Consider the following 25173-nt stretch of genomic DNA (forward strand, 5'->3'; position numbering starts at 1 on the left):
CCCCTGCTCGAAGAGCTTGGGGAAGCGTGCCGGGCGTCGCGACGGGGCGAACGTTGCCTGCCGCGGCACTAGATCACGATGAGCAGACAAGGGGGAGCTGACCGTGAAGTTCGAGGTGTGGGCACCACAGGCCGCCCGGGTGACGCTCCACTGCGGCGCAACCACGCGCGCGTTGGAACGCGATCCGGAGCGCACAGGGTGGTGGAGCGGCGAGGCGGAGGCCGAGGACGGTACCCGGTACGGGTTCGCCCTGGACGACGGCCCGGTGCTGCCCGACCCCCGCTCGCGCCGCCAGCCGGACGGCCCGGACGGGCCGAGCGCAGTGGTCGACCAGGGACGGTACCCCTGGCGTGCCGCATGGTCCGGGCGGGCGCTGCCGGGCGCGGTGCTGTACGAGCTGCACGTGGGAACGTTCACGCGCGAAGGGACGCTCGACGCGGCTGCCGAGCAGCTCCAGCATCTGGTGGAACTGGGCGTGACCCACGTGGAGTTGATGCCCTTGTGCCCTTCCCCGGGGCGGCACGGCTGGGGATACGAGGGCGTCAGCCTCTGGGCGGTACACGAGCCGTACGGCGGTCCCGAGGCACTGAAACGATTTGTCGACCGGGCCCACGAACTCGGCCTCGGCGTCGTCCTCGACGTGGTGCACAACCACCTGGGCCCCTCCGGTAACCACCTCCCGGCGTTCGGCCCGTACTTCACCGAGACGCATCACACCCCCTGGGGCGCCGCCGTCAACCTGGACGCGCCGGGCTCGGACGAGGTACGCGCGTATCTGGTCGGCAGCGCGCTGGCCTGGCTGCGCGACTACCGGCTCGACGGGCTGCGTCTGGACGCGGTGCACGCGCTGCGCGACACGCGCGCGATCCACTTCCTGGAGGAACTGTCGGAGGCGGTGGACGCGCTGGCCGCCGAGGTGGGCCGACCGCTGTTCCTGATCGCCGAGTCGGACCTGGGCGACCCCCGGGTCATCACCCCGCGCGCGGAGCGGGGCCTGGGGGTGCACGCCCAGTGGAACGACGACTTCCACCACGCCCTGCACACGGCACTCACCGGCGAATCCCAGGGCTACTACGAGGACTTCGCCCGCGCCCCCTTGGCGGCCCTCGCGAAGACCCTGACGGGCGGCTTCTTCCACGACGGCACCTACTCCACGTTCCGGGGCCGTCGGCACGGCCGCCCGCTGGACCGCAGCCGCGTCGCCGCGCACCGCCTGCTCGGCTACGCCCAGACCCACGACCAGGTCGGCAACCGCGCACAGGGGGACCGGCTCGCCGCGTCCCTCTCCCCGGGGCTGCTGGCGTGCGCGGCGACGCTGGTGCTCACCGCTCCGTTCACACCGATGCTGTTCATGGGCGAGGAATGGGCCGCGGGAACGCCCTGGCAGTTCTTCACCGACCACACCGATCCCGGGCTCGCCGACGCCGTACGGCGCGGCAGACGCCGGGAGTTCGCGGCGCACGGCTGGGCGGAGGAGGAGGTGCCCGACCCGCAGGACCCGGCGACCCGTGAACGCTCCTGCCTCGACTGGTCCGAGCCGCGACGCGAGCCGCACGCGCGTGTACTGGCCTGGTACCGCGAGCTGATCGCCCTGCGCCGCACCCTGCCGGACCTCACGGCCCCCGACCTCGAGGTCGTGAAGGTCGCCTACGACGAGGACGCCCGCTGGATCGCCTTCCGCCGCGGGGACGTACGGGTCGCCGTGAACCTCGCCGAGCAGCCGGCCCGGATCCCCCTCGGCATCCATCCCGCACGCGTCCTGGCCGCGTGGGAGCCTGTGCTGCCCCCGGGCGAGGACGGGGTGCTGAGTCTGCCGGGCGAGTCGTGCGCGGTGCTGACGCAGGCTTGATACGGGCGGCGGGGGCGTCGGTGGCAGGACGGGCGGGACAGGGGGCGGGCCCGTCCGCTACGGCGTCTCGTCGTCCGGCAGTTCCGTGACCCGCTCCAGCAGAATCGCCTCCCAGGCGCGCCGCAATCGGGTGCGCAGGGCCGGCAGCGGGGTCCGGTCGCGGCCCTCGAGCCCGTCGGTGAGGCGGACGAGCGCGTCGCAGCGGGCGAGCCACAGGCCACGCAGGCAGGGACGGGATCCGTAACCGGCCAGGGTGGCGGCGCGTACGGCGGCGGGCGAGCCGACGGCGGCGGCGAGAGAGGCGATGTCCTCAGCAGGGTCTCCGATGAACGCTTCGGTCCAGCCGAGCACACCGCGCACCCGCCCGTCGCCGCTCACCACGAGATGTTCGCTCCAGAGGTTGTGGTGCACCAGGACAGGGGCGCCGGGCTGCGCGCCGAGCTGGCGGGCGGCGGGCATGGTGAGCTGGACGAGCCGGGCGGGGTCGAACTCGTCGTCCTCGGCGAGGCGCCCGGCGGCGCTCACGGCGGTCCTCCGCAGCTCCTCGAGGGAACGCGGTGCGACGCGCGGCACGCCGAGCGCCTCGGCCTGGCGCACGGGCACCTCGCGCAGCCCTGTGAGCAGCGCCGCGAGGTCCGCCTCGCCGACCGCCGAGACGCCGGGTTCCTCGCCGGTGGCGCCGGGCAGTCTCGTGTCGAGGGTGTAGCCGAGGCCGGCGGCCCACTCTCCGTGCGCGACGCTCGCCGGGACCGCGATCCGGACGTACGGCCGCACCAGGGCGCGCAGCCGCAGCTCGCGACGCTGGCGCGCGGAGGCGTCGCGGTCGGTGGCCAGCCGCAGCACATGACGCGTGCCGACCCACCAGGTGGCGGGCGGGCCGCCCTCGACGACGGGCGACACGGCCACGTCGTCGCCGTCGTGGAGCAGGGAACGGACCAGTTGGCGTACGGTCTCCGCTGTCGGTGCCTGGGTCATGATCGTGCCGTTGTCGTCTCGGGGGCGTGCGGGGGGCTGCTCCTGGTGCCGGGCCGGCCGACCACCGCGGCCCTGCGGCGGTCGGCCCCTGCCCTCTGAGTCAGTCGACCACCGCCATCTCGCGGGGGGTGTTGTTGAGGCGGCGTCCGCCGTCCTCGGTCACCGTCACGATGTCCTCGATGCGGACGCCGAAGCGGCCCGGCAGGTAGATGCCGGGCTCCACGGAGAAGCACATGCCGGGGACGAGGGGCTGTTCCTCGCCCTCGATCATGTAGGGCGGCTCGTGTGTGGTGACGCCGATGCCGTGCCCGGTGCGGTGGATGAAGTACGCGCCGAATCCGGCGTCGGCGATGACCGCGCGGGCCGCCCGGTCCACGTCCTGGCAGGCGGCTCCTGGCCTGACCGCCTGGAAACCCGCTTCCTGGGCCTCGCGCACCAGGTCGTGCACCCTGCGCTCCTCGTCGGTCGGTTCGCCGACATGGACGGTGCGGGAGGTGTCGGAGCCGTAGCCGTGCTTGAGGCCGCCGAAGTCGAGGACGACCATGTCGCCGCGCTCGATGACGCGGTCCGAGGCCTCGTGGTGCGGGTTGGCGCCGTTGGGGCCCGAGGCGACGATGGTGAAGTCGATCTGCTCGTGTCCGAACTGCCGCAGCAGATCGGCGAGGTCCGCGGCGACCTCCCGCTCCCGGCGTCCACCGAAGGCAACCTTCTGGATCTCCTCGTACGCCGCGTCCACCGCCGCGCCCGCGGCCGCCAGCCGGTCGAGTTCCGCGCCGTCCTTGACGGCCCGCAGCATCGGGAGGGCGCGGGTGAGGGCGGTGTGCTCGGTGTCCGGGAGGCGTTCGCGCAGGCCGAGCAGGTGCAGGGCCCAGGCGTTGTCGCTGATGCCGTAGCGGCCGGTGGAGCCGAGGAGGGAGCCGGCCGTCTCGTACGGGTCCTGGCCATCGGTCCAGTCGCGCAGGGTCAGCGCGGGTGCGCCGACCGCCTCCGCCACGTCGGGGGCCTCGAGGGTGGGCACGACGAGGACCGGGTCGTGTCCGGCCTGTAGCACCAGAAGGGTGAGGCGCTCGGTCTCGACCGGCCGGTACCCCGTCAGCCACACCAGGTCGGGTCCGGGTGCGATCAGAAGCCCGTCGAGCCCGGCCTCCGCGGCGGTTTCCGCAGCTCGCCGCATGCGGGCCGCGTAGTCATCGGCGGTGAACGGCGCGGGGCCGTCTTCGTAGGGCCGCGCGGGCGTGCCGGTCATCCATGTCCTCCGCTGGTCGGGGTCAGCCAGTTCTACGTGCAGCATCCTGCCCCTGCGCAGAGACCGGCGCGAGCCCTTTGCGACCACGGCGGACGACGGGTCGGGCGGCGGCCCCGCTGCACCCGAGGCTCCCGAGCCACCGTCAGTACAGCAGCCTGCCCCGTAAGAACGGTCACTGTGGTGGGTCCTGCGCATGTTCCAGCAACCGCTCCGCCGGCGCCGCCGCCGCTCCGCGCAGGGCCCCGCCGTGCACCAGTTCCGTGCGGTGGACCACCCGTGGTGCGGTGAGCGGGACGGCGGCGGTGCCCGGCACGCCTGTCGCTGCCGAGTGGGGCAGGAGGGTCAGTCCGTGACCGGCGGCTGCCAGTGCGATGAGCGCGCGCAGGTCGGTGCCCGCGTACCGCAGGGCCGGTCCGAAGCCTCTGCCGCCGGTCGCGGCCCGGAGCTGGGCGAGCGGCAGGCCCGCGTCCGGGGCGTGCAGCCAGCGGGCGTCGGCGAGGTCGGCGAGCCGGAGCCCGGCGCGTCCGGCGAGCGGATGGGTCTCGGGCAGGAGTACGCACACGGGCTCCTCCCCCGCGCCCTCGGTCGTCATCGGCGCCACGTCGGGCAGCCGCAGCGGATCGCTGGGCGCGGCGAGTCCGTCGACGAGGCCCAGGTCCGCGCCGCCCGTGGCGACCACGGCGGGGATCTGCTCGCGCGCGAGCACCCGCAGCGTGACGCCCGCGGCGGGCATGGCGGCGAGGACGTGCGGCCCCGCGGGCGGTCAGCCGGTGTGGCCGTCGTGCCCGCCGTGCCCCGCCTCGTGGCCTGCGGTCAGCGCGCCGCCGGCTCTGGCCGCCAGACGGCGGCCGGGGCCAGGTCCGGCACGAAGCCGTGGGCGCGGCGGGCCAGATCGGCCGCGCCGTAGCGGCGGCAGCCGCGATGCCAGTTCAAGATGCCGGACATGTAGTTCTGCAGCTCCACGACATAGCCGTCCATGGTCGCGCGCGCCTCCTCCGAGAGGTCGAAGTCGCCGTACAGGACGGGCAGTTCATGGGCCGCCACATGCTGGAACTGCCGCATGCGCTGGGTCATCAGGTCGTTCACCACACGCACGGCCGTCGGGTAGTCGCAGCCGAAGAAGTTCTGCACGACGAGGAGGGCGTTGTGGAACTCGCCCTCGTACTGGATCTCCTTCTGGTACGAGAAGACGTCGTTGATCAGCATCGCGTAGTCGATGGCCGCGTTCTCCAGTGAGCGGACCGGGCCACTGCGGTACACCTCGTCCGGGACCGCGGGGCCGTGGCCCATGCGGCACAGGTTCTTGGTGAGGTCGGCGCCGAAGGTGGCGCGGCGCATCTCCAGGTAGTCGACGGGGTCCGGGACGCGGTGCTGGAGCTGGTTGGACAGCTCCCACAGCCAACTCTCCGTCATCGTGTCCACGGCGGCGCGCAGGGAGCGCCGTTGATCACGGGTCATCGCGGCCGTGCTGCGCGTCCACAGGTCGATCAGCCCGCGCTCCATGCCGTTGACGGGGACGGGGGCTTCCTCGCCGTCGACCGGCATGCACGACGACAGCCGCTCGGTGCACAGCTTGGCCGCCGCGAGGTCGCGGCGGTGGCCGAAGACCAGCGGGTAGTAGTCGTCGCCGTAGGTGCCCCAGGCGAGCCACCGGGAGCTGAGGTCCAGCGCCTCGGGTGTGGCGTCCGGGTCCAGGCCCGCCGCGCACAGCGGAAGGTCGTACGCCGCCAGCTTGTCCTCGTCCCAGACGCCCTCCTGGAGCATGCCCGTCTCACGCATCCAGGGGATGAGGCGTCGGCGGGCCCCGTCCAGGTGGGGGCTGAGCCGCACCTCGTAGGGCATGTGGAAGTCGGGGATCAGCGAGGGCCCCACCTGCTGGAAGGGGACATGGGTGTAGGCGCGCAGCCTCTCGGCCCCGGCGTCGGCGAGCAGGCCGCGCACATCGGCGGCGGACGTGCCCATTCCGGACAGGCCGAGGGGCCGCTGCTTCGAGCGGGCGCCCTGGTTCATGTAGCGGCTGGACCTCATGTGCCATTCGTGGCCGCCGGACTGCCAGTCCTGAAGCCCCTGGGTGTATGCGGCGACGGCCGCGACCTCGTCCGGGGTGAGGCCCTTGTCCAGGGCCAGCGCGGGCACCTCGGTGAGCGCGGTGTGCTCGAACTGGTGCAGCCGCGAGGTCAGGATGTCGTTGACGGTGTCGGCCGCCTCCTGCGTACCGCAGTCGAAGAAGGTCTCCAGGACGAGGATGCCGTTGCTGAGTTCGCCCTCCTCCTCGACCTCGCGCTGGTAGGAGAAGATGTCGTTGCGCAGATGGACCGCGTCGGAGAACGTCTCCATGAGTACGCGCAGCGGCCGCGAGGCGGCCACAAAAGCGGGTACTTCGGCGGTCGCGAACTCGACGAGCCCGGCGGACCAGGGGGCGCCGCCGACCTTGCGGCGCATCTCGATGTACTCGACCGGGTTGGCGACCCGTCCTTCGTTGATGTTGGACAGCTCCCACAGCGACTCGTTGAGCAGATGCTCGGTCGCGACCGCGAAGCGCCTGCGCCAGTGCGGGGACATCGTCGGCACCGTGCGCGACCACAGGTCGGCGAGTCCGGCCTCGACGGGGTTCTCCGGCTCCGGTACGGGGGTCGTGAGGTCGAGCGGCATGAACAGCGGCAGCCGGTCCAGGTAGGCCTTGCCGCCCGCACGGTCCTGGGTGCGCTTGAACGTCTCCAGGAAGTGGTCGTCGAAGAAGAACACCCACACATACCAGTCGGTGATGAGCGAGAGGGCCGGGCCGTCGCAGTCGGGGTGGGTGTACGCGCACAGCAGGCCGTAGTCGTGCGCGTCGAGGTCGGACCGCTCCCAGATGCCGGAGCCCTCCAGCATGCCCATGGCGCGGGCCCATTGAGTGGAGTGGGCCCGCGCCTCGTCGACATGCGGATTCAGCCGTGCGGCGTACGGCATGTAGAAGTGGGGGAGTTCGAACGGCTGCGTCATGGCCCGGCCCTACCCATGGCCCGACCGGAAGATCCGCGGGGCGCAACATGCTCACACCATGGTGTGAATTCGGCGCACGAGGGACCTTTCCGCGGCCACGGCGACGACTGCTCCGCGGTGTGCACGCCCCCTTGCCGAGCCTCCTCCCCCGCGCCACCGTTGTCGCATGACCTCCTTCATGCTGCCTCATGAAGTGCACGGCGACGGCGCCCACAAGGTGTTCGCGGTGCACGGCTGGTTCGCCGACCGGGCCGCGTACGCGGCGGTGCTGCCGGATCTCGATCGCGCGTCCTTCACCTACGCGCTGGTGGATCTGCGCGGGTACGGGACCGCGAAGGAAGCGGCCGGCGCGTTCGGCACCGCCGAGGCCGCCGCGGACCTCGTGGAGTTGGCCGACCGGCTGGGCTGGGAGCGGTTCTCGGTGATCGGGCACTCGATGGGCGGCGCGATCGCCCAGCGGCTACTGGCGCTCGCCCCCGAACGGCTGCGCCGGATCGTCGGCGTGTCGCCTGTCCCGGCCTCGGGCCTGTCGCTCCCCGCCGAGCAGTGGGAACTGTTCGCGGACGCCGCGCACCGCCCGGCCAACCGACGCGCCATCATCGACATCACCACCGGCGGCCGGCGCCCGGCCGCCTGGTTGGACCGGATGGTCGCACGGTCGCTGGGGCACAGCGACCCGAGGGCGTTCCGGACCTGGCTGGACTCGTGGGCCGCGGAGGACTTCCACACGGAGGTCACGGGCTCGCCGGTACCCGCGCTGGCCGTCGTCGGCGCGCTGGACCCCGCACTGTCCGCGGCCCTGATGCGCGAGACCTGGCTGAACTGGTACCCGCGGGGCGAACTGCGGGAGTTGCCGGCCGCCGGCCACTACGCGATGGACGAGACGCCCCTCGAACTGATCCGGGCGGTCGAGGACTTCCTGCGGGCCGAGGACATCCCGGCGTGAGCGTACGCAAGGCCTCGCCCGTCCCGGACGTCTTCGACCCGCGCCGGTACGCCGGCGGTGTGCCCCATGCCGCGTACCGCGCCCTGCGCGATCACCACCCGGTCGCCTGGCAGGACGAGCCGGAGGTGCTCGGCTGGCCCGCGGGGCCCGGGTTCTGGGCGGTGACCCGGCACGCGGACGTGGTGCGCGTGCTCAAGGACTCGCGAACGTACTCCTCGTGCCTCGGCGCCACCCAGATCCGCGACCCCGATCCGGACGATCTGCCGTTCATCCGGCGCATGATGCTCAATCAGGACCCGCCAACGCACGGACGCTTGAGGCGGCTGGTCAGCCGGGCCTTCACCCCGCGCCGTATCGACCGCTTCGCCTCCACCGCCCGTGACCGCGCCCGCACCCTGTTCGCCGACGCGCTTGCAGCGGCACACGCGGGGGACGGCACCTGCGATGCCGTCGCCTCCGTCACCGACGACTACGCGGTTCTCAACCTCACCGATCTGCTCGGTGTACCCGAGTCCGACCGGGGTCTGCTGCTGCACTGGACACAGCGCGTGATCGGCTACCAGGACCCGGACGAGGCCGGCCAGGCGCTGCGGGACGCCGGGGGCAGACCGGTGAATCCGCGCTCACCGGGCGCCCTGCGGGACATGTTCGCCTATGCGCGGCAGTTGGCCGCGTACAAGCGTGACCACCCGGCCGACGACATCATGACCACGCTCGCCATCGACCCCGAACTCACTGGCCCCGAGCTGGAGATGTTCTTCTTCCTGCTGACGGTCGCGGGCAACGACACGGTGCGCAGTGCGGCACCGGGTGGCCTTCTGGCGCTCGCCGAGCATCCGTCGGCGTACCAGGAACTACGCAGCAACCCTGGACGACTTCCCCTTGCTGTGGACGAGTTGCTGCGCTGGCATCCCCCCGTCCTCAGCTTCCGCCGGACCGCGGCCGCCGACACCGAGCTGGCCGGACAAGGCATCCACAAGGGCGACAAGGTGGTCGTCTTCCATGCGTCCGCAAACCGTGACGAGCGCGTCTTCACCGCACCCGACCGGCTCGACCTGTCCCGGACACCGAACCCGCACGTCTCCTTCGGGGACGGCCCGCACGTCTGCCTCGGCGCGCACTTCGCCCGGCTGCAACTTCATGTGCTCTACGAGGAGGCGCTGCGGACCCTGCCCGCTCTCCGTCTCGCCGCGCCGCCCAGGAGGCTCGTCTCGAACTTCATCAACGGCATCAAGTCGCTTCCCCTGACGGTGATGTGACGGCCATGACCTGACCTGGATCAGCACGTACACACCACCGGTACGCCACCAGCGGTCCTCGGGCACGCTGCGGCCCGGCCCTCTCCGGCCGGGCCGCAGCATGGTCACATACCGGTGGTCAGCACCATACGGAAGCGCGCCGCGCCGGAGAGCATGCGGGCGAAGGCGGTGTTGACCTCGTCGAGCGGCGCCTTCTCGACCATCGGGCGGACACCGGCGCGCGCGCTGAAGGCCATGGTGTCCTCCACCTCCTGCGCCGTGCCCGACGCGTGTCCGTTCACGGACTGGCCGCCCGTGATGAGCTGCAGCGGTGTCACCTTGATCGGCTGATCCGTGACCCCGATGACGACCAGACGGCCGCGCGGCGCGAGTCCGTCGATCGTCGCGGACATGGCATCGGAGTTGGCCGCGGTAGCGAGGACGACCTTCGCTCCGCCGAGTTCCTTCAGCGCCTGTGCAGGGTCGGAGGCCGTACTGTCGATGTAGTGGTCCGCGCCCAGCCGTCGGGCCAGGGGCTCCTTGTCCTGACCGCGGGCGATCGCCACGGTTTCGAATCCCATCCTGGCCGCGTACTGGACGCCCAGATGCCCCAGGCCGCCCACGCCCAGGACCGCGACGAGGTCACCGGCGCGCGCGGCACTGTTGCGGAGCCCCATGAAGGTCGTCACTCCCGCGCACCCGAGCGGGGCGGCATCAGCCGCGTCGAGGCCCTCGGGGATGTGTGCAAGGGCCTCGACGGGCGCGACCATGTGGGTGGCGTATCCGCCGTCGTAGGACAAGCCGGGCACCTTCAGGTTGAAACAACTCATGAAGTCGCCCTGCCGGCAGGGGCGGCAGTGGCCGCACTGCCCTCCGAACCAGCCCACCCCGACCCGGTCACCGACCGCCCAGCCGATCACGCCCTCTCCCACCGCGTCGATCCGGCCGGCCACCTCGTGGCCCGTCACCAAAGGAAACGTGATACCGGGAAACGGAGTCTGTACGAACATCGCATCGGTATGGCAGATACCCGAAGCCTCCACCGCGATACGCACATGCCCCGGTCCCGGCTCCGGCAATTCCCGCTCGACGATCTCGAACTTTCCTCCAGGCTCGGCCACCTGGGCTACTCGCATGACGGACATGACGTTCCCTTTCCTCGCGGTTGACAGCGATCCCCTGACCAGCGAGGGGACCACTCTGTGTGCACGCTCAGTGACTCAGTAAAGCGCGCGCCACCGCTTCTGCCTCGGAACCGGATTCGACGGTTCGCCCGCGGTCATGCAGGTTCGGTCGGAGGCACGGGAAGATCCAGCAGAACTCGTATCCGGCGTACGTACACGTCCTACACGTCTCGGTTGCGCTGGTCCACGGACCGCATAGGCCCGAAGGAGGCGGGCGTCGGCCACCGCTGACTACGCCATGCGGCTGAGGTGGCCTTCGAGGGTGGTCCCGGTGATCGGGGGGCGGTCCCAGCGAGCGAGGAGTTCATTGGCGATGCCCACGACCGGGAACGGGTGCCGCCGGTCGTACACCACGATTCCGGCCGCCGAAAGCAGGTGTCACCGGCGCCCCCAGGAGGGCGGGGCCGGGAGGGTGACGTGCGCCGCGCAAGGGATCCGGCGCCACGGATCCATGTGAAGGCAGAGGTTGTAGACCTGATGCGCCGTCAACATCAGGGCCTGTCGCGCGAGTTGGTGAATTCGATGACGGCGACGCAGGTGGGCCGGGAATTCGGGACGAGTGGCGGGACGGGCGGCCCGGGGCCCTCGTCCACGGGCGCCGCACGATCAACACCTCGGGCGAAGCGCCCCTTCTGGGGTGGACTGCTGCTGACGCTGGGCGGGACGGAGATCCTCCTCACCGAGAAGGCGTCGTTGAAGGTGGTCATGCACGTCGGCATGCAGGGCCTGGCGGGGTATCTGCTGCCGACGGTGATGCTGTTGTGCGGTCTGCTGATCCTCTTCAACCCGACGCAGCGGCTCTTCTACTCGATCATCGGCATCCTGCTCTCCCTGGGCACCTGGCTCACGTCCAACCTCGGCGGCTTCCTGATCGGCCTGCTGCTGGGCGCGACGGGCAGCTGTCTGACCTTCGGCTGGCTGCCGGACCAGGAGCCGCGCCGGGGCCTGCTGCGCCGCCGTCGTACACAGTCCGCGACCGCCGACTCGGCCGCGTCCTGATCTCCGCACCCCTCGACCGGCGGGCTCCGGCCCCGTGCACAACGGGGCTCCCCACCGGTTCCCGCCCGCCGAGGCCGTACGCCTTCCGCACCCGGTGCTCCCACGCGTCGACCGCGCACAGCCCCTCTGCCCGCCGGCTCAGGGTTCCCGCTTCGACGTCACGGTGAACCGCGCCCCGTCGGGATCGCCCAGCAGCGCTTCCTGCGCACCCTCCTCTCGCAGCAGAACCTCGCCGCCGTGCGCAGTGGCAGCCCGGATACAGGCGTCGAGGTCGGTGACCGCGAAGTGGACCTGCCAGTGCGGGCGGATCGCGGGGTCGGGCGCGGCCTCCACCGCCCCCGAGTGAATCCGCGCCACCACCGTTCCCCGGTTGCGCAGGACCACCTCGTCGGCTTCGTACTGGACCTCGCAGCAGCTGCTCGGGGAGGCCCAGTCGAGGACCTCCCCGTAGAAAATGGCGGCGTCGAAGGCATCGCGGGTGTGCAGTCGGATGAAGGTGGGAGCGGCCTCGCGCCACTGCTCCACACTGGCGACGAGCCGGCCCTCCCAGACGCCGAAGACGGCCCCGTCGCGGTCCGCGAGCACGGCCGCGCGGCCGGGCGGGAAGGCGATCGGCCCGACGGCCGTCGTCCCGCCGCGCTCCCGGCTGCGGGCCACCACGTCGTCGGCGCTGGCGACCGCGAAGTACGGGGTCCAGGTGACGGCCATCTGCCACATCGAGGCGACGGCGGCGATCCCGGCGACGGGGACCCCGTCGGCCAGCGCCACCCGGAAGCGGTCGTCGTGGCTGTTCGGGCGCCACTCCCAGCCGAACACCGCCCGGTAGAAGTTCTCCGCGGCCTCGACGTCGCGTGCGGTCAGGCTGACCCAGCACGGTGCGCCGAACACCGAGTGACCTGGGACTTCTCCCCGGTCGCGCGCCTCGTTCTTGACCATGACCACACCACCCGGTTCCCGGAGGCAGGTGCTGTACACCTGCTCCGTCGTTCGCTCAGGGTCCCCGGGTACCGTTCCTGGGCAGTGAGCGGGGTGAGTCCGCGCACTGGCACGCCCCGAACGGTTGTGGGCGTTCCCCCAGCTGCCGCTGGGAGTACCCCCAGGTCGTCCGCTTTCGCATCCCGGGCGGCGACACGGATCCCGTCCGTGCTCCGAGCCAGGCGGACGGAGTCCCCAACGACCTGGCCAAGATCGCCCGGCCACGCTATCCCGACCTGCCTTCGGTGCCGCAAGGCCGAAAGCCGACCACTACACGATCGAGCTAAACCAGTCTTCTGCACGCTCCCCGGGGGAGCAGTAGCCTCCTTGCAAGAATGCGTCACCGGGCGCCGAACGTCATCCGGAGGCCGGTTGCCCAGGGCTACCGAGGCCCGAAGCCGTCTCGGGAGCCGACGCGGGGCGGTCAGTGCGGAGTGTCACCGGCCGCCGGGCGGCAGGCTCGGGAGCACAGCGGGGTGGTTGCATTCACGGAAAGTCACCTTATGGGCAAGAGAACGGTGAGCACCGTGCAGGTGACGGATCACCGCGCCCCTGGCGGGCTTGCCTACAGCTCGGCCAACGACGTCAGTAGCTCGGCCGCCATCGTCACGTCTCCCGTCAGCGGGCGGTCCTCGGTGCCGTCCGGGAGCGCCGTGGCGGCCACGGTGAAGGCGGCGACCGGTGGCAGGTCCGGCTGCAAGCGCAACGCCCGTACGGCCACGACCAGTTCGCAGGCCAGGACGGTGCGGTAGGCCTCAGCGGCGCGCAGCGCCTGGCGGGCGGCCTGGGAGGCGAAGCTGGCCGCCTCCTCCAGGCCGTGCGAGAGGACCGCATGGCCCACCGACGCGGGTGCCGCACAGGAACGCAGCTCGGCCAGTGCGGAGTTGACGGTGTACTCCAGGATCATCGTGCCCGAGCTGCTCATGGGCCCCGCGGTGAGGTAAGCAGGCAGGCCGGTGAGGTCCGGGCGGCCCAGCGCGGTCAGCCGTGCGCCGGACAGCTGGGCGGTCTGCAGAAGGGCCAGGCACAGCCCGTCCAGGGCCAGCCCGAGCGGGGCCGCGAAGAAGCCGCCGTGGTGGTGTGCGGTGCCGTCCTCGCCGATGAGGGGGTTCTCCGAGGGGCAGTTGACCTCCACCTCGACGATCCGCCGCAGCGACTCGGCGGCCTCCAGGGCCGACCCGTGCACCTGGGGGAAGACCCTGAAGCCGTACGGGTCCTGGATCCGCCCCGGTGACGGCGCCGGCCGGTCGGGGGCGCCGAGCAGCCTCCGCACCTCCGCGGCGGCACGGGCGGGCCCCGGGTAGGGGCGTACGGAGTGGACGGTGGCCGCGTACGCCTCCAGGGAGCCGGAGACGGCGGTCAGCGACAGGGCCGCCACCGCGTGTGTGGCGCGCAGCAACGTCATCAGTTCGTGGCAGGCCAGTGCGGCCTGGCCGAGCGCGAGGGCGTTGCTGCTGAGCAGCGCGAGCGCGTCACCGGGTTGCAAGCTCACAGGCGCGGGCAGCTCGCCCTCGGTGCTGCCCAGCCAGGGGCGTTCGCCGATCAGGGTGAGCCCGGTCTGGGCCAGTGCCGTCAGATCACCGGTACCGACACCGCCGTACTTGTTGACGGAGGGATGCACGCCGAGCCGCAACGCCTCGGTGAGCGCGGTGACGAACGGGGGCTGAATGCCGGATCCGCCCGCCAGCAGCTGGTTGGCGCGCACGGCCATCATCGCGCGCACGTGGCGGGCCGGGAGCAGGTTGCCCGCACCGCCCGCGTGGCTGCGCAGCAGCCGCAGCCCGTGGCCGGCCTCGTCGCCCGCCGTGACCTCCACCGAGCGGTGGGCACCGACGCCGGTGCCCCGGCCGTACAACCGGCCCGTCGCGGCGAGCCGCCCGGCCGTGCGCCACGAGCGCACGGCCCGCTCCAGCGCCCGAGCGGGCACTTCGGGCACGGCCGCGCCGTCGGCGAGGCGCACCACCCCGCCGATGTCGAGACCGGTGCCGTCCAGGACGACGCGGGCATCCATGGCCCCGGGGGGCCGGGGTACCCGCGTCGGTCCGTCGGCGGTGTCGTCCACGGACGTCAGTCCAGGCCGGCCGACTTCAGCCACGCCTTGGCGACGTCGAGCGGGTCCTTGTTGTCGAGCTGCACCTGGGCGTCCAGGCTCAGCAGCGCTGCCGTGTCGAGCTTGGCAGAGACCGCGTTGAGCGCGTCGACGCCCTCCTTCGGCAGCCCCGACTTGTACACCAGCGGCTGCACGTTCTCCAGCCCGAAGAGGTTCTCCGGGTCCTGGAGGACCACGAACTTCTCCTTGGAGATGGTGGGGTCCGTGGTGAAGAGGTCCGCGGCCTGCACGGCGTTCTTCGTCAGCGCCGCCTGCGTCAGCGGGCCGCCCGCGTCGAGCGCCTTGAAGGACTTGAACTCCACCCCGTAGACCGTCTTCAGGCCCTCCAGGCCCTGCTTGCGGGTCTGGAACTCCGGCGAGGCGCCGATGACCAGGTCCTTCGCGATGGGCTTGAGGTCCGCGATGCTGGACTTGTCGGTGAGGTTGTACTTCTTCGCGGTGGCCGCGTTGATGGTGACGGAGTCCTTGTCCTGCGCGGGCGCCGGGTCGAGGAGCGTCAGCTTGGCGTCGAGCTTGGCGTTGATGGCCGCCGTCGTTTCGGCGAGCGTCTTCGGCGCGGCGTTCTTGTCGAAGTAGGCCAGCAGCGCGCCGTTGTACTCGGGCAGGACCGTGATGGAGCCGCTCTTCAGCAGGCCGTACGTGGTCTCGCGGCTTCCGATGTTGGGCTTGTAGGTGACCTTGACGCCCTTGGCCTTGAGCGCCTCGCCGTAGATGTCGGCGATCAGGATGCTCTCCGCGAAGTTGTTGGAGCCGACGACCACCGTGTCACCGCTCGCCTTGCTGTCCGAGAGCGGGTCGGACTTGTTGTCGGAGGACGAGGAACATCCCGCGAGCAGTGCCGCCGTGGCGGCGAGCGCGACGGCGGCCGCGCCGGGGAGTCTCCTGTTGGACGTGCTGGTGTTCGCGGAAGAAGTCACGGTTCCTGTTCCGGGCTCAGGGGTGTGGGGCAGGGGCGTGGCACAACTGTACGGATGCGGGCACCGCACCCACTGATCCAATCCACCTGGTTCTCCGTCAGTCAAGTGCATTCCGATCACCGATTGGCGTCGATACAAGGCCAGTTGTGAACATCCGGTCGTGGAGCGGTGAGGGACGGACCGCGGCGGAACCACGCGCTCTTTGTAATGGATTCTTGACGTAGGGCGATCGGATTCACGGCCTGAAGAGGCGGTAGTCTCCCCCGAAGATCACGGCGCGCCGCGATGTGGAACGAGAACGGGTCTCGGCCCTCCTCATGCCGTTCCGTACCGGTTCTGACCGGTTCCGCTCGTGACCCTGATCTGTCGACCACGGTCACGTGAAATCTTCGCGCGCCCCAAGGCGCCCTCGAAGGAGGCTTGGTGTCCACGAACGGGGTGGACGCGCCGGCCCGGCCGGCGCCGTCGCCGCCAAGGGGCGGCATACGCGGCTTCGCCGACCGATGGGCGTTCAGACGCAAGCTCAACATCCTCGTCGGCGTACCGCTCGCCATGCTCGCCATGCTGCTCGCCTTCGTCATCGACGACCAGGTGGGGCAGGCGCGCAGCGCGGCGTCGGCGGCCCGACTCGTGCGCGACAGCGGGCAGGTCGCGGTCCTCGTCGACCGCGTGGAACGCGAACACCAGCAGGCCATTCTGCTCTCTGTGCGGTACGAGTCGGCGGTCGGCGACGCGAAGCCCTCGCTCGCCGCCTACCGCCGAGCGCAGAGGGCCGTGGACTCCCAGGTCGAGAAGGTCCGCGCCACCTTCGGCGACCGGCTGCCGCAGACCGAGGCGCAAGCCCTCAAGGAGGTCGAGGGTCTGACCAGCCTGCGCGAGACCATCGCGCGGGACTACATGCCCGTCGACACCATCGACCCGGCCTACACCAACGCCGCCAACGGTCTGATCGACGGTCTCGGCCTCGACCGCAGCGCCACGCTCGCGGCCACCTTCACCGGCAATCTGCTGGACTCCCTGCTGCGCGCCGACGCCGCCCACAGCGCCTTCGAGACCAGCGTGTTCTCGGCGAGCACCGGTGACAGCAACGCCCTGATCGAGTTCACGAACGCCGTCGGCTCCTACGAGCTGTACGCCTACCAGGCGGACCGTTTCGGGCGGTTCGCCACCGAAGAGCAGGCGGACGAGCTCTCCGGCATCGAGCGCAGCACCGCACAGCGGGCGATCGCCCAGGCGTACGCCGAGCTCCAGGTCGACCCCAGCGCGCTGCAGGCGAACACTCCGGCCGAGATCCGCCGGACGTTCGAGCGCGCCCTGAGCAACTACCCCGACTACCCGAAGCAGGCCGAGAGCCGGCTGAAGATCACCGCCTCGCTCATCGGCCAGATCGCCGACCGCGCCGACACCGCCTCGAACGACGCCTGGTGGCGCGCCGGTCTACTGCTCGGCATCGCCGTCCTCGGCTTCGTCCTGTGGCTCGCCTTCTCGGTGGCAGTACGCCGCTCGGTGGTCCAGCCGGTCCGGACACTCACCGGCGCCGCCCAGCGGGTCGCCGAGGTGGCCTGGCGTGAACTGGCCCGGGTGGCCGACGACGACGCCGAGGACGCAGGACCGCCCAGGCTGCGCGAGGTTCCGGTCACCGTACGGGACGAGATCGGCGAACTCGCCGAGGCCTTCAACCATGTGCAGACCACCGCAGCCGCCCTGCTGGAGCGTCAGGTGCTCAGCCGCCGCAACGTCGCCGAGATGTTCGGCAACGTCGGACGCCGGGTCAGCAATCTGACGGCACGTCAACTTGCACTGATCGACGCGGTGGAGCGGGGCGAGACCGACCCCGCACTTCTCGAACGCCTCTACTCCATCGATCACATCGCCGTACGACTGCGGCGCAACGCCGACAGCCTGATGCTGCTCGCCGGGATCCACGAGACGGTCCTGGACGCCGGTCCCACCGCGCTCACCAATGTCGTCCGCGCCGCGCTCGGCCAGATCGAGGGCTTCCAGCGGGTGCAGCTGCGCGCCCGCACCGAGATCATGGTGGAGCCCGAGTTCATCGGCGACCTGACGCTGATGGTCGCCGAACTCCTGGAGAACGCGGTCGCTTTCTCGCCCGACGGCAGCCCCGTCGACGTCACGGTGAGTGCGGGCGGCGAGGGCGCCGTGATCGAGATCGCCGACCATGGCCTGGGCATGAGCGCCGAGCGGCTCGCCGAGGAGAATGCCCGGCTGATCCGCCGCGAGCGCCTGGACCTCGTACCGACGAAGGTGCTCGGCTTGTTCGTGGTGGGCACACTGGCGCGCCGCTGGGAGGTGAGCGTCGAGCTGTCCCGTACGCCCGGCGGCGGTGTCACGGCGACGGTCGAGGTTCCCTCGTCGCTGCTGCTGACGGCGGGCCCGGTGTCCGCTGGACCGGGCTCGGGGCCCGGCCGGACGGCGGCGCAACCGACGGCCGGCGGCCCGATGCCGTCGTCGGCCCTCGCCGCGGAGGGCTCCGCGTCTGCCGCGATCGAACCACCGGACGGCGATGCCACCGGCGCCTCGTCCACTCCCCTGCCCCGGCGGGTTCCCCGCCGGGAGCCGGAGTCGGCAACCGGGACGCCGACCGCGTACGCCCACGACCATGGGGGCTACGGCGAACAGGCCGCCAAAACCACCGGAACCGCCGAACACGACGGCACGGACGCCGAGGAGCCCGCGGGGCCGCAGGACCGTACGGTCCCCCATGGCCGCGCCGAGGAACCCCCACTGGTCCCCCGCCCCCGGCCCGAAGAGCCGGACCCGGTCACCCGGACTCTCACTCCGGCAACGGCGCCGCCCGCCGGGGACACTCCCGAATCCCCCCGCCCCCTGCGCCGGCGCGTCCGGGGCGCAACACTGCGGGACACCGGGTCCGATGCTGCCCAGCAGGCGGCACGGCAGGCTCTTCGGCCCGCCGACGCGGACGAAGTCCGTTCCGCACTTGAGGAGTTCGAGGCGGCGGTGGAGCGCGCCCACCGAGACAGCGCTCCCCGGCCCGCCCCGCACGAGCACGACAGGCACGACCAGATCCACCTCCCGGAAGGAGCGGAGCAGTGAGTACGTCGACAGGTGACACTCCGGCAGGAACCACCACGCCGGCCGATCTGCAGGCCGCCGCAGCCGACTTCACCTGGCTGCTCAACCGTTTCGCGACCGAGACCGCGGGCGTCGTCGACGCCATCGCCGTCTCCTCCGACGGGCTGCTCATCGCCGTCTCCCAGTTGCGCGAGCACGCCGACTCGGAACGGCTCGCCGCCATCGTCTCCGGCATCACCAGCCTGGCCGCCGGCGCCTCCGGCAACTACGGCCTGGGCAGCCTCAACAAGGTCATCATCGATCTGGAGGGCGGCCATGTCCTGGTCTCCGCGATCGGCAGCGGCGCCGTGCTCGGCGTGGTCGCCGACAAGGAGGCCAAGCTGGGCAACATCGCCTACGAGATGACCCTGTTCGCCAACCGGGCCGGTGCCGCGCTCAGCCCTCAGCTCGTACTGGAGCTGAAGAACAGCGTCGGCGCCGCGTCGGCGGGGTGACCGGTATCGGCCCGGTCGAGGAAGGAAGAGACAACCATGGCGGACGGCCGCACTCCGCGCGGTGCCGGCGAGAACGGCTCCACGCCGCCGGAGCCGGTGCGCCCCGCGCCCGCCGTACGGCCGTTCCTGGTCACCGCCGGCCGGGTGGCGCCCACCGCATCCGGCCGGCCGGTCCCGGTCGAGACCCAGGTGGTGGCCACCCCCGCCGGGCTCGAGGCGCTCGACCGGCTCTCCTTCGAGCAGCACGACATCGTCGCCGCGTGCCGGCAGCCGCAGTCCATCGCGGAGATCGCGGCCCGGCTGCGGCTGCACCTCAACGTGGTCCGGATCCTCTCCGAGGACCTGCGCGCCGCCGGGCAGTTGACGGTGCACGTACCGCACGCCGACGCCACACACGACGCATCCGTCCTGCGCAGGGTTATCGATGGCCTCCGGGCCATCCCCGACTCCCGGGGGGTACTCCGTGACACCGACTGAACCGGCCGTCCTCTCCCACGCTCCCGGCTCCGCTCGAGCAGGGGGGACCACCGCCGTACGGCCGCCGCTGCCGGTCAAGATGGTGATCGCGGGCGGCTTCGGCGTGGGCAAGACCACCGCCGTGGGCTCGATCTCCGAGATCAGGCCGCTGACCACCGAGGCGGCCATCACCGAGGTCGCGGCAGGTGTGGACGACCTCACACACACTCCGCGCAAGACCACGACCACGGTCGCGATGGACTTCGGCTGCATCACCATCGACCCGACCCTGAAGCTGTACCTGTTCGGCACGCCGGGCCAGGACCGGTTCGGCTTCATGTGGGACGACATCGTCGAGGGCGCGGTGGGAGGGCTCGTCATCGTCGACACACGGCGCCTCGACGACTGCTACGCGGCCGTGGACTACTTCGAGCACCAGCAGATCCCGTTCGCCGTCGCCCTCAACGCCTTCGACGGCAGGGTGGAGTACGGCGTCGACGAGGTCCGCTGGGCGCTGGATGTCGCCGAGCACGTCCCGGTCGTCGTCTTCGACGCCCGTGAGCGCGGCTCGGTCCGCGACGCGCTGCTCGTCGTCCTGGAGCTGGCGCTGGCACGTAGCGGCGGCTGATCCACCACGCGGAGAAAGCGGGCCCGGGACGAAGGAGGAGTCGTCCCGGGCCCGCGGTCCGTTGGGCGGCCGGCGTCAGCCGCTCCTGCGGACGCCCGGCGATACCGTGATCCGGGAGATGGCCCAGAACACCCCGATCGTCACGAGCGCCATCAGGGCCACCAGTGTGGCGCCGCCGACCACCTTCTCGTAGTTCCTCTGGTAAAGCCCGTCGATGATGTACCGGCCGAGACCGCCGAGGCCGACGTACGCGGCGATGGTGGCGGTCGAGACGATCTGGATGGCCGCCGAGCGCAGGCCGCCGAGGATCAGCGGCAGGGCTCCGGGCAGTTCCACCTGGAAGAGGATCCGCGACTCGTGCATGCCCATGCCCCGCGCCGCGTCCACCGGTGAGGGGTCGACGGAGCGGACCGCCTCGTAGGTGGTGACCAGGACCGGCGGGATGGCGAGGACGACCAGCGGGATCATCACGGGCGTCAGTCCGAACCCGAGCCAGGTGACCATCAGCACCAGCAGGCCGAAGGTGGGCAGCGACCGGCTGCCGGTGGCGACCAGCGCGAGGGTGTTGCCGCCGCGCCCGTAGTGGCCGGTGACCAGCCCGATCGGCAGCCCGATGGCGGCGGCGATCGCGAGCGCCTGCAGGGAGTACTGGATGTGCTCCGCCACGCGAGTGGGGATGCCGTCGTATCCGTGCCAGTGGGATCCGTCGCTGAAGAAAGCTTGGATGAAGTTCAGGACGTTCACCGGGCTGCCTCCTCGAGGGCAGGCACGGCCGCGTCGGTGCGGTTCCCGGCGGCCTTGCGCCCCCCGCGGCGCGCACCGCTCGGCATCCAGGGGGTCAGCAGTACGCGGATCAGAACCAGCACGGCGTCGACGAGGATCGCCAGGACCGCCGTCGTGACCACCGAGTTCACCGCGTACACGGGCCGGTTGTAGATGCTCGCGTCGTGGAGCAGGTTGCCCAGTGCTCCCTGATTGCCGATCAGCATGCCGACGCTGACCAGGCTGATGCTGGACACGGTCGCCACCCGAAGCCCAGCGATGATCGCGGGCACGGCGATCGGCAACTGGACGTGGAGGTAACGGCGTACGGGCCCGAAGCCCATGGCGGTGGCGGCGGCGAGCGTCTCCTGCGGCACCGATCGGACGGCGTCCACGATCGCCGGAAGGAGGACGACCAGGCTGTAGACGGAGAGCGGGATCATCACGGTGGTCTCGCTCATGCCGGTGTAGTCGATGAGGACGACGAAGAAGGCCAGCGACGGGATGGCGTACAGCACCGTGGTCACCCACAGCACCGGCGGGTACAGCCAGCGGAAGCGCACGCACAGCTGGGCGAGCGGCAGCGAGACGACCAGCCCCGCCAGGACCGGGATCAGCGCCTCCCTCAAGTGCAGGCCGATCAGCCCGAAGTAGCTGTTCTGAAGGTCGCTCGGGATATGGAAGAAGCCGTTCATCCGGCGACCTTCGCGTCCGTGAGCCCCTTGGCGTGGGCGGCGCGGATCGCCTCACCGATGGTCTGCTGCGAGACCACGCCGGCCGCCCGGCCGGCGCCGTCCACGGCGACGGCCCAGCCGGTCGGCGACAGCACCGCCGCGTCGAGCGCGGCGCGCAACGAGTCCCTTCCGTACTCGAACGGATGCCCGTAGGAAAGCAGTTGTTCCGGTGTGATGTCACCGGCGACCAGGTCCCCGGGCTCGCTCCAGCCGAGCGGCCTGCCGTCGAGGCCGGTGACGAGCAGGTAGGGCGTCTCGGACGTCGAGCGGGAGGCGATCTGCTCGGCGGTGGCGTCGACGGCGACGATCGGCGTCTTCTCCAGCTCAAGGGTCTCGGAGGTGAAGAACGACAGGCGACGGATGCCGCGGTCCACACCGAGGAAGTCCTCCACGAAAGTGTCGGCGGGTGACGACAGCAGTTCGGCGGGCGGCGCAAACTGCGCGAGCCTGCCGCCGGTCCGCATCACGGCGACCATCGAGCCGAGCCGGATCGCCTCGTCGATGTCATGAGTGACGAAAACAATGGTCTTGCCCAACTCATCCTGGATGCGAAGGAGTTCTTCCTGGAGGCCCTTGCGCACGATCGGGTCGACGGCGGAGAACGGCTCGTCCATCAGCAGCACCGGCGGGTCGGCGGCGAGCGCACGCGCCACGCCGACGCGCTGCTGCTGCCCGCCGGACAGCTGGTACGGGTACCGCTTGGCGAGCGACCCGTCGAGCCCGACCCGTTCCATCAACTCCCGTGCACGGGACCGGGCACGCGCCTTGTTCCAGCCGAGCAACCGGGGAACGGTCGCGATGTTGTCGACGATCGTGCGGTGTTGGAAGAGCCCGGCGTTCTGGATGACGTAACCCATCGACCGACGCAGCGAGTTCACCGGCTGCCGACTGATGTCGACACCGTCGAGGGTGATCGCGCCCTCGCTCGGCTCGACCATTCGGTTGATCATGCGAAGGGTCGTCGTCTTGCCGCAGCCCGAGGGGCCGACCAGGACGGTGATCGAGCGGTCCGGTATCTCCAACGACAGCCGGTCGACCGCCACCGTGCCGTCCGGGTACCGCTTGGTGACTGAATCTATCCGTATCAAAACGCCGAATGCCCTTCGGGTGTGGCAGGAGCGGCCTCAACCGGCCGCTGTCGTACGGTCCGTTGCCCGGAGAGTCTAGACGGCGAGTGTGATGGCTCCATGACGGGCGACGTGGTGTCACCTGCCATGGAACGGGATCGTGATGCGGCCGGTCAGCGGCCGGCCCGCCGGTCGATGCCCGCGTCGTCGGGCGGGCCGAGAGCGTCCAGGAGTGAGGTCTCCACTTCGCCGACGCCCCACCCGTACGCCAGCTTGTGCACCTCCAGCACGAAGAAGGAGTCCGTGGCGAGGATCCCGTCGATCAGGTGCAGGCGCCGCGTCATCAGGTCGGTGAAATGGGCCGTGTCCCGGCACATCACCTCGGCCATGATGTCGAACCCGCCCGCCGTCGTGATCACGTACGCGGTCTCGGGAAGCTCCCGCAGCGCACGGCAGACCGCCTGGGCCGTACCGGGCCGTACCCGGATGCCGATCATCGCCATGCGGTCGAACCCGATCGTCAGCGGGTTGGCGATGCCGACGATCTGCAGGATGCCGGCGTCCGTCAGCCGCTGCACCCGGTAGCGGACGGAGGAAGCCGGGATGCCCACGTCCGAGGCGATCAGACTGTAGGCGCGGCGCCCGTCGGCCTGGAGGATGGCGATGATACGTCGGTCGATGTCGTCGAGCAGGCTCGGAGAGGACATACGGCGGCTCCGGAGGTGGCGTCGAAGCGGCTGAACCGGGCCGGTGGCCGTCCCCTCGACACGGGCACGGCCACCGCCTTTGGACGGTACGGGTTACGGAGCCCCGGGGAGCGAGCCGGCCGCAAGCCCGGATCAGAGGCTCATGACACCCGTACGGAGGTCGGACATGTCGAGCAGGGTGTGCTTGCCGCCGATGCGGCCCCAGCCGGTGCCGCGGTTGCCCGCACCGCCGAACGGCATGTTGATGTCCCAGAAACAGGTGCTGTCGTTGATCACGACCTGACCGACGGCCAACTCCTCGACGAACCGATACGCGGAGGCCATGTTCTGAGTGAACACCGCGCCCTGGAGGCCGAGTTCGTCGTCGTTGGCGATTCGCAGCAGCTCGTCGTCGCTGCCGCCGGTGATGATCGGGACCACCGGGCCGAAGGACTCCTCGCGGGAGAGCAGGCTGTCCTCGGGCACACCATCAACCACGGTGAACTCGTAGTACAGATCGGTCGGTTGACCCGTGCGGTGCTGCCCGCCGAGCAGGATCCGCGCGCCGCGCTCCCGCGCGTCCGCCATGTGCCGGTCCATCTTGGCCGCAACGCCTTCGTTGTTGAGCGGGCCGAGGTTCGTCGCCGCTTCGAACGGGTCACCGAGGACGACGTCCTCGGCGGCACGCAGCACGGCCTCGACGAAGTCGTCGTGCGCGTCGGTGTGGACGACCACCCGCTCCGTGGCGCAGCACACCTGCCCGGAGCACAGGTACGCGCCGTACACCGCAGCGCGGGCCGCCGCGTCCAGGTCGGCGTCGGCGAGCACCACCAACGGGCCGTTGCCCGAGCACTCCATGATGGAGCGCTTGAGGCCGGCGGCGGCCGCGATCTTCGCGCCGGTCGCCGAGGAGCCGATGAAGCCGATGGCGTCGACACCGGGGTGGCGCACCAGCATGTCCCCGGCCGGGACCTCGCCGGGCAGGACGTTCACCAGGCCCGCCGGTACGCCCGCCTCGACGATCGCCTCCATGGCCTTCAGCACGGACAGCGGGGCGTTCGCCGGCGGCTTGATGACGTGTGCGTTCCCGGTGGCCAGGCCAGGGGCGACGAACTCGGCGAACATCAGCAGCGGGAAGTTCCAGGGAGTGATGATGCCCCAGGTGCCGACCGGCCGGTAGAAGGTCCACATCCGCTTGCTGTTGTCCGTGGACGGCATCGTCTCGCCGTGCAGGCGCACCGCGTCCTCGGCGTGCAGATGGAACAGCTGCGCCGCCTCCTCGATGTCGGCGACGGACTCGGCGAGCGGCTTGCCCTGCTCCAGAGTCTGCAGACGGGCGAGTTCGTCCACGCGGGCGGACAACGCGTCGCCGACACGGTGACAGATCTCCGCCCGCTTCCAGACGTTGACCCTCGCCCAGGCCTGCTGCGCCTCGTTCGCGGCCTTCACGGCGATGTCCAGATCCGTGGCAGAGGGGACCGGAATGGTGCCGATGCGCGCGCCGGTCACCGGGCTGATGACGTCGTAGGTCTCGGTACCGGTGCTGTCGGTGTATTCGCCGTTGATGAAGAACGGGTGCACGGCAGACATGGGGACCCCTTCTGGTGCGAACGCGGAAGAGCGCGAGGGAGTGATGCCCCACACCATCGGTTGGACAATCGAAGGCTGTCAATGGGGCGGAACCGGCAACCCCAAGGCTGATCGCTTGCTGAATGAGCAGGATCAAGCCGTTGACACTGCGAAATCGCCAGCCCTACGATTCGGGGCTCATAGCCCCCGGCACTGCCTTCCCGCTCATCCCTCCCGCTCTGCCCTGGCGCTTCGCTCTCCCGCACTACCCCGGCACTCCTCTCCCGCACTGCCCCGGC

Annotated in this window: 20 protein-coding genes and 1 pseudogene; 8 read left to right on the forward strand and 13 right to left on the reverse strand. The window is 71.0% G+C overall.

Annotation, left to right across the window (positions count from 1 at the left end):
• Window positions 1-103 precede the first annotated feature (103 nt).
• Complete coding sequence (gene treZ, locus BIV24_RS07600; protein ID WP_071365413.1) at window positions 104-1849, forward strand: malto-oligosyltrehalose trehalohydrolase; 1746 nt, start codon at window positions 104-106, stop codon at window positions 1847-1849.
• 57 nt (window positions 1850-1906) lie between these two features.
• On the opposite strand, the gene BIV24_RS07605 is transcribed toward treZ, so the two are convergent.
• The 4 genes and pseudogenes from BIV24_RS07605 to cyc2 all read right to left on the reverse strand — a co-directional run bounded on the left by BIV24_RS07605 (window position 1907) and on the right by cyc2 (window position 7055).
• Window positions 1907-2824: an aminoglycoside phosphotransferase family protein gene (locus BIV24_RS07605; protein WP_071365414.1), complete on the reverse strand. Its 918-nt coding sequence runs from the start codon at window positions 2822-2824 to the stop codon at window positions 1907-1909.
• A 100-nt stretch (window positions 2825-2924) separates the two neighbouring features.
• Window positions 2925-4070 (reverse strand): aminopeptidase P family protein, encoded by a 1146-nt coding sequence (locus BIV24_RS07610; protein WP_071365415.1) that lies wholly within the window; start codon window positions 4068-4070, stop codon window positions 2925-2927.
• A 172-nt stretch (window positions 4071-4242) separates the two neighbouring features.
• Window positions 4243-4821: pseudogene (locus BIV24_RS07615) on the reverse strand (LysR substrate-binding domain-containing protein); the annotation flags it as partial.
• Window positions 4822-4883: 62 nt separating this feature from the next.
• Window positions 4884-7055 (reverse strand): germacradienol/geosmin synthase Cyc2, encoded by a 2172-nt coding sequence (gene cyc2 / locus BIV24_RS07620; protein WP_071365416.1) that lies wholly within the window; start codon window positions 7053-7055, stop codon window positions 4884-4886.
• 166 nt (window positions 7056-7221) lie between these two features.
• On the opposite strand from cyc2, the gene BIV24_RS07625 reads away from it, so the two are divergent.
• Entirely contained in the window at window positions 7222-8001 is a 780-nt protein-coding gene (locus BIV24_RS07625; protein WP_071365417.1) for an alpha/beta fold hydrolase, read from the forward strand.
• Window positions 7998-9260, forward strand: coding sequence for a cytochrome P450 (locus BIV24_RS07630; protein WP_071365418.1), 1263 nt, complete (start codon window positions 7998-8000; stop codon window positions 9258-9260). The genes BIV24_RS07625 and BIV24_RS07630 overlap by 4 nt, the downstream gene beginning before the upstream one ends.
• A 104-nt stretch (window positions 9261-9364) precedes the next feature.
• On the opposite strand, the gene BIV24_RS07635 is transcribed toward BIV24_RS07630, so the two are convergent.
• Entirely contained in the window at window positions 9365-10384 is a 1020-nt protein-coding gene (locus tag BIV24_RS07635; RefSeq protein WP_071365419.1) for an alcohol dehydrogenase, read from the reverse strand.
• Between the two features lie 561 nt (window positions 10385-10945).
• On the opposite strand from BIV24_RS07635, the gene BIV24_RS07640 reads away from it, so the two are divergent.
• A complete protein-coding gene (locus BIV24_RS07640) occupies window positions 10946-11422 on the forward strand; it encodes a DUF6114 domain-containing protein (protein WP_071365420.1) in 477 nt (158 codons plus the stop codon).
• Window positions 11423-11560: 138 nt separating this feature from the next.
• Here BIV24_RS07640 and BIV24_RS07645 read toward each other — a convergent pair whose 3' ends face one another.
• The 3 genes from BIV24_RS07645 to BIV24_RS07655 all read right to left on the reverse strand — a co-directional run bounded on the left by BIV24_RS07645 (window position 11561) and on the right by BIV24_RS07655 (window position 15424).
• Window positions 11561-12358, reverse strand: coding sequence for a VOC family protein (locus BIV24_RS07645; protein WP_071365431.1), 798 nt, complete (start codon window positions 12356-12358; stop codon window positions 11561-11563).
• Window positions 12359-12962: 604 nt separating this feature from the next.
• Complete coding sequence (locus BIV24_RS07650) at window positions 12963-14408, reverse strand: aromatic amino acid ammonia-lyase (protein WP_071365432.1); 1446 nt, start codon at window positions 14406-14408, stop codon at window positions 12963-12965.
• A 56-nt stretch (window positions 14409-14464) separates the two neighbouring features.
• The gene (locus tag BIV24_RS07655) at window positions 14465-15424 is read right to left on the reverse strand and encodes an ABC transporter substrate-binding protein (protein WP_071365421.1); all 960 of its coding nucleotides are present in this window, start codon (window positions 15422-15424) and stop codon (window positions 14465-14467) included.
• A 423-nt stretch (window positions 15425-15847) separates the two neighbouring features.
• On the opposite strand from BIV24_RS07655, the gene BIV24_RS07660 reads away from it, so the two are divergent.
• The 4 genes from BIV24_RS07660 to BIV24_RS07675 are packed head-to-tail and all read left to right on the forward strand — an operon-like array spanning window position 15848 to window position 20056.
• Entirely contained in the window at window positions 15848-18499 is a 2652-nt protein-coding gene (locus BIV24_RS07660) for a sensor histidine kinase (protein ID WP_071365422.1), read from the forward strand.
• Window positions 18496-18972 (forward strand): roadblock/LC7 domain-containing protein, encoded by a 477-nt coding sequence (locus tag BIV24_RS07665; protein ID WP_071365423.1) that lies wholly within the window; start codon window positions 18496-18498, stop codon window positions 18970-18972. The genes BIV24_RS07660 and BIV24_RS07665 overlap by 4 nt, the downstream gene beginning before the upstream one ends.
• Window positions 18973-19008: 36 nt before the next feature.
• Window positions 19009-19449, forward strand: a complete 441-nt coding sequence (locus tag BIV24_RS07670) for a DUF742 domain-containing protein (protein ID WP_071365424.1) — start codon at window positions 19009-19011, stop codon at window positions 19447-19449.
• Entirely contained in the window at window positions 19436-20056 is a 621-nt protein-coding gene (locus BIV24_RS07675) for a GTP-binding protein (RefSeq protein WP_071365425.1), read from the forward strand. Before BIV24_RS07670 ends, BIV24_RS07675 begins: the two co-directional genes overlap by 14 nt.
• Window positions 20057-20131: 75 nt before the next feature.
• Here the strand turns inward: BIV24_RS07675 and BIV24_RS07680 are convergent, their stop codons facing one another.
• The 5 genes from BIV24_RS07680 to BIV24_RS07700 form a co-directional block, all read right to left on the reverse strand.
• A complete protein-coding gene (locus BIV24_RS07680; protein ID WP_071365426.1) occupies window positions 20132-20800 on the reverse strand; it encodes an ABC transporter permease in 669 nt (222 codons plus the stop codon).
• On the reverse strand, window positions 20797-21513 hold the full coding sequence (locus tag BIV24_RS07685; protein WP_071365427.1) for an ABC transporter permease: 717 nt from the start codon (window positions 21511-21513) through the stop codon (window positions 20797-20799). The genes BIV24_RS07680 and BIV24_RS07685 overlap by 4 nt, the downstream gene beginning before the upstream one ends.
• Window positions 21510-22640 (reverse strand): ABC transporter ATP-binding protein, encoded by a 1131-nt coding sequence (locus BIV24_RS07690; protein WP_071365428.1) that lies wholly within the window; start codon window positions 22638-22640, stop codon window positions 21510-21512. Before BIV24_RS07690 ends, BIV24_RS07685 begins: the two co-directional genes overlap by 4 nt.
• Before the next feature lie 152 nt (window positions 22641-22792).
• A complete protein-coding gene (locus BIV24_RS07695; protein ID WP_071365429.1) occupies window positions 22793-23326 on the reverse strand; it encodes an Lrp/AsnC family transcriptional regulator in 534 nt (177 codons plus the stop codon).
• A gap of 132 nt (window positions 23327-23458) precedes the next feature.
• Window positions 23459-24895 carry an aldehyde dehydrogenase family protein gene (locus BIV24_RS07700; protein ID WP_071365430.1) on the reverse strand — a complete coding sequence of 479 codons (1437 nt, stop codon included), beginning with the start codon at window positions 24893-24895 and terminating at the stop codon, window positions 23459-23461.
• Window positions 24896-25173: the final 278 nt, after the last annotated feature.

This window comes from Streptomyces colonosanans, assembly GCF_001866645.1.
GTDB lineage: Bacteria > Actinomycetota > Actinomycetes > Streptomycetales > Streptomycetaceae > Streptomyces > Streptomyces colonosanans.

What these genes read in the sequence shown, in the direction of transcription:
- BIV24_RS07605 (WP_071365414.1), bottom strand. Translation starts at nt 2,824, where the DNA reads ATGACCCAGGCACCGACAGCGGAGACCGTACGCCAACTGGTCCGTTCC.
- BIV24_RS07610 (WP_071365415.1), bottom strand. Translation starts at nt 4,070, where the DNA reads ATGACCGGCACGCCCGCGCGGCCCTACGAAGACGGCCCCGCGCCGTTC.
- cyc2 (WP_071365416.1), bottom strand. Translation starts at nt 7,055, where the DNA reads ATGACGCAGCCGTTCGAACTCCCCCACTTCTACATGCCGTACGCCGCA.
- BIV24_RS07625 (WP_071365417.1), top strand. Translation starts at nt 7,222, where the DNA reads ATGACCTCCTTCATGCTGCCTCATGAAGTGCACGGCGACGGCGCCCAC.
- BIV24_RS07635 (WP_071365419.1), bottom strand. Translation starts at nt 10,384, where the DNA reads ATGTCCGTCATGCGAGTAGCCCAGGTGGCCGAGCCTGGAGGAAAGTTC.
- BIV24_RS07640 (WP_071365420.1), top strand. Translation starts at nt 10,946, where the DNA reads ATGACGGCGACGCAGGTGGGCCGGGAATTCGGGACGAGTGGCGGGACG.
- BIV24_RS07645 (WP_071365431.1), bottom strand. Translation starts at nt 12,358, where the DNA reads ATGGTCAAGAACGAGGCGCGCGACCGGGGAGAAGTCCCAGGTCACTCG.
- BIV24_RS07650 (WP_071365432.1), bottom strand. Translation starts at nt 14,408, where the DNA reads ATGGATGCCCGCGTCGTCCTGGACGGCACCGGTCTCGACATCGGCGGG.
- BIV24_RS07670 (WP_071365424.1), top strand. Translation starts at nt 19,009, where the DNA reads ATGGCGGACGGCCGCACTCCGCGCGGTGCCGGCGAGAACGGCTCCACG.
- BIV24_RS07685 (WP_071365427.1), bottom strand. Translation starts at nt 21,513, where the DNA reads ATGAACGGCTTCTTCCATATCCCGAGCGACCTTCAGAACAGCTACTTC.
- BIV24_RS07695 (WP_071365429.1), bottom strand. Translation starts at nt 23,326, where the DNA reads ATGTCCTCTCCGAGCCTGCTCGACGACATCGACCGACGTATCATCGCC.
- BIV24_RS07700 (WP_071365430.1), bottom strand. Translation starts at nt 24,895, where the DNA reads ATGTCTGCCGTGCACCCGTTCTTCATCAACGGCGAATACACCGACAGC.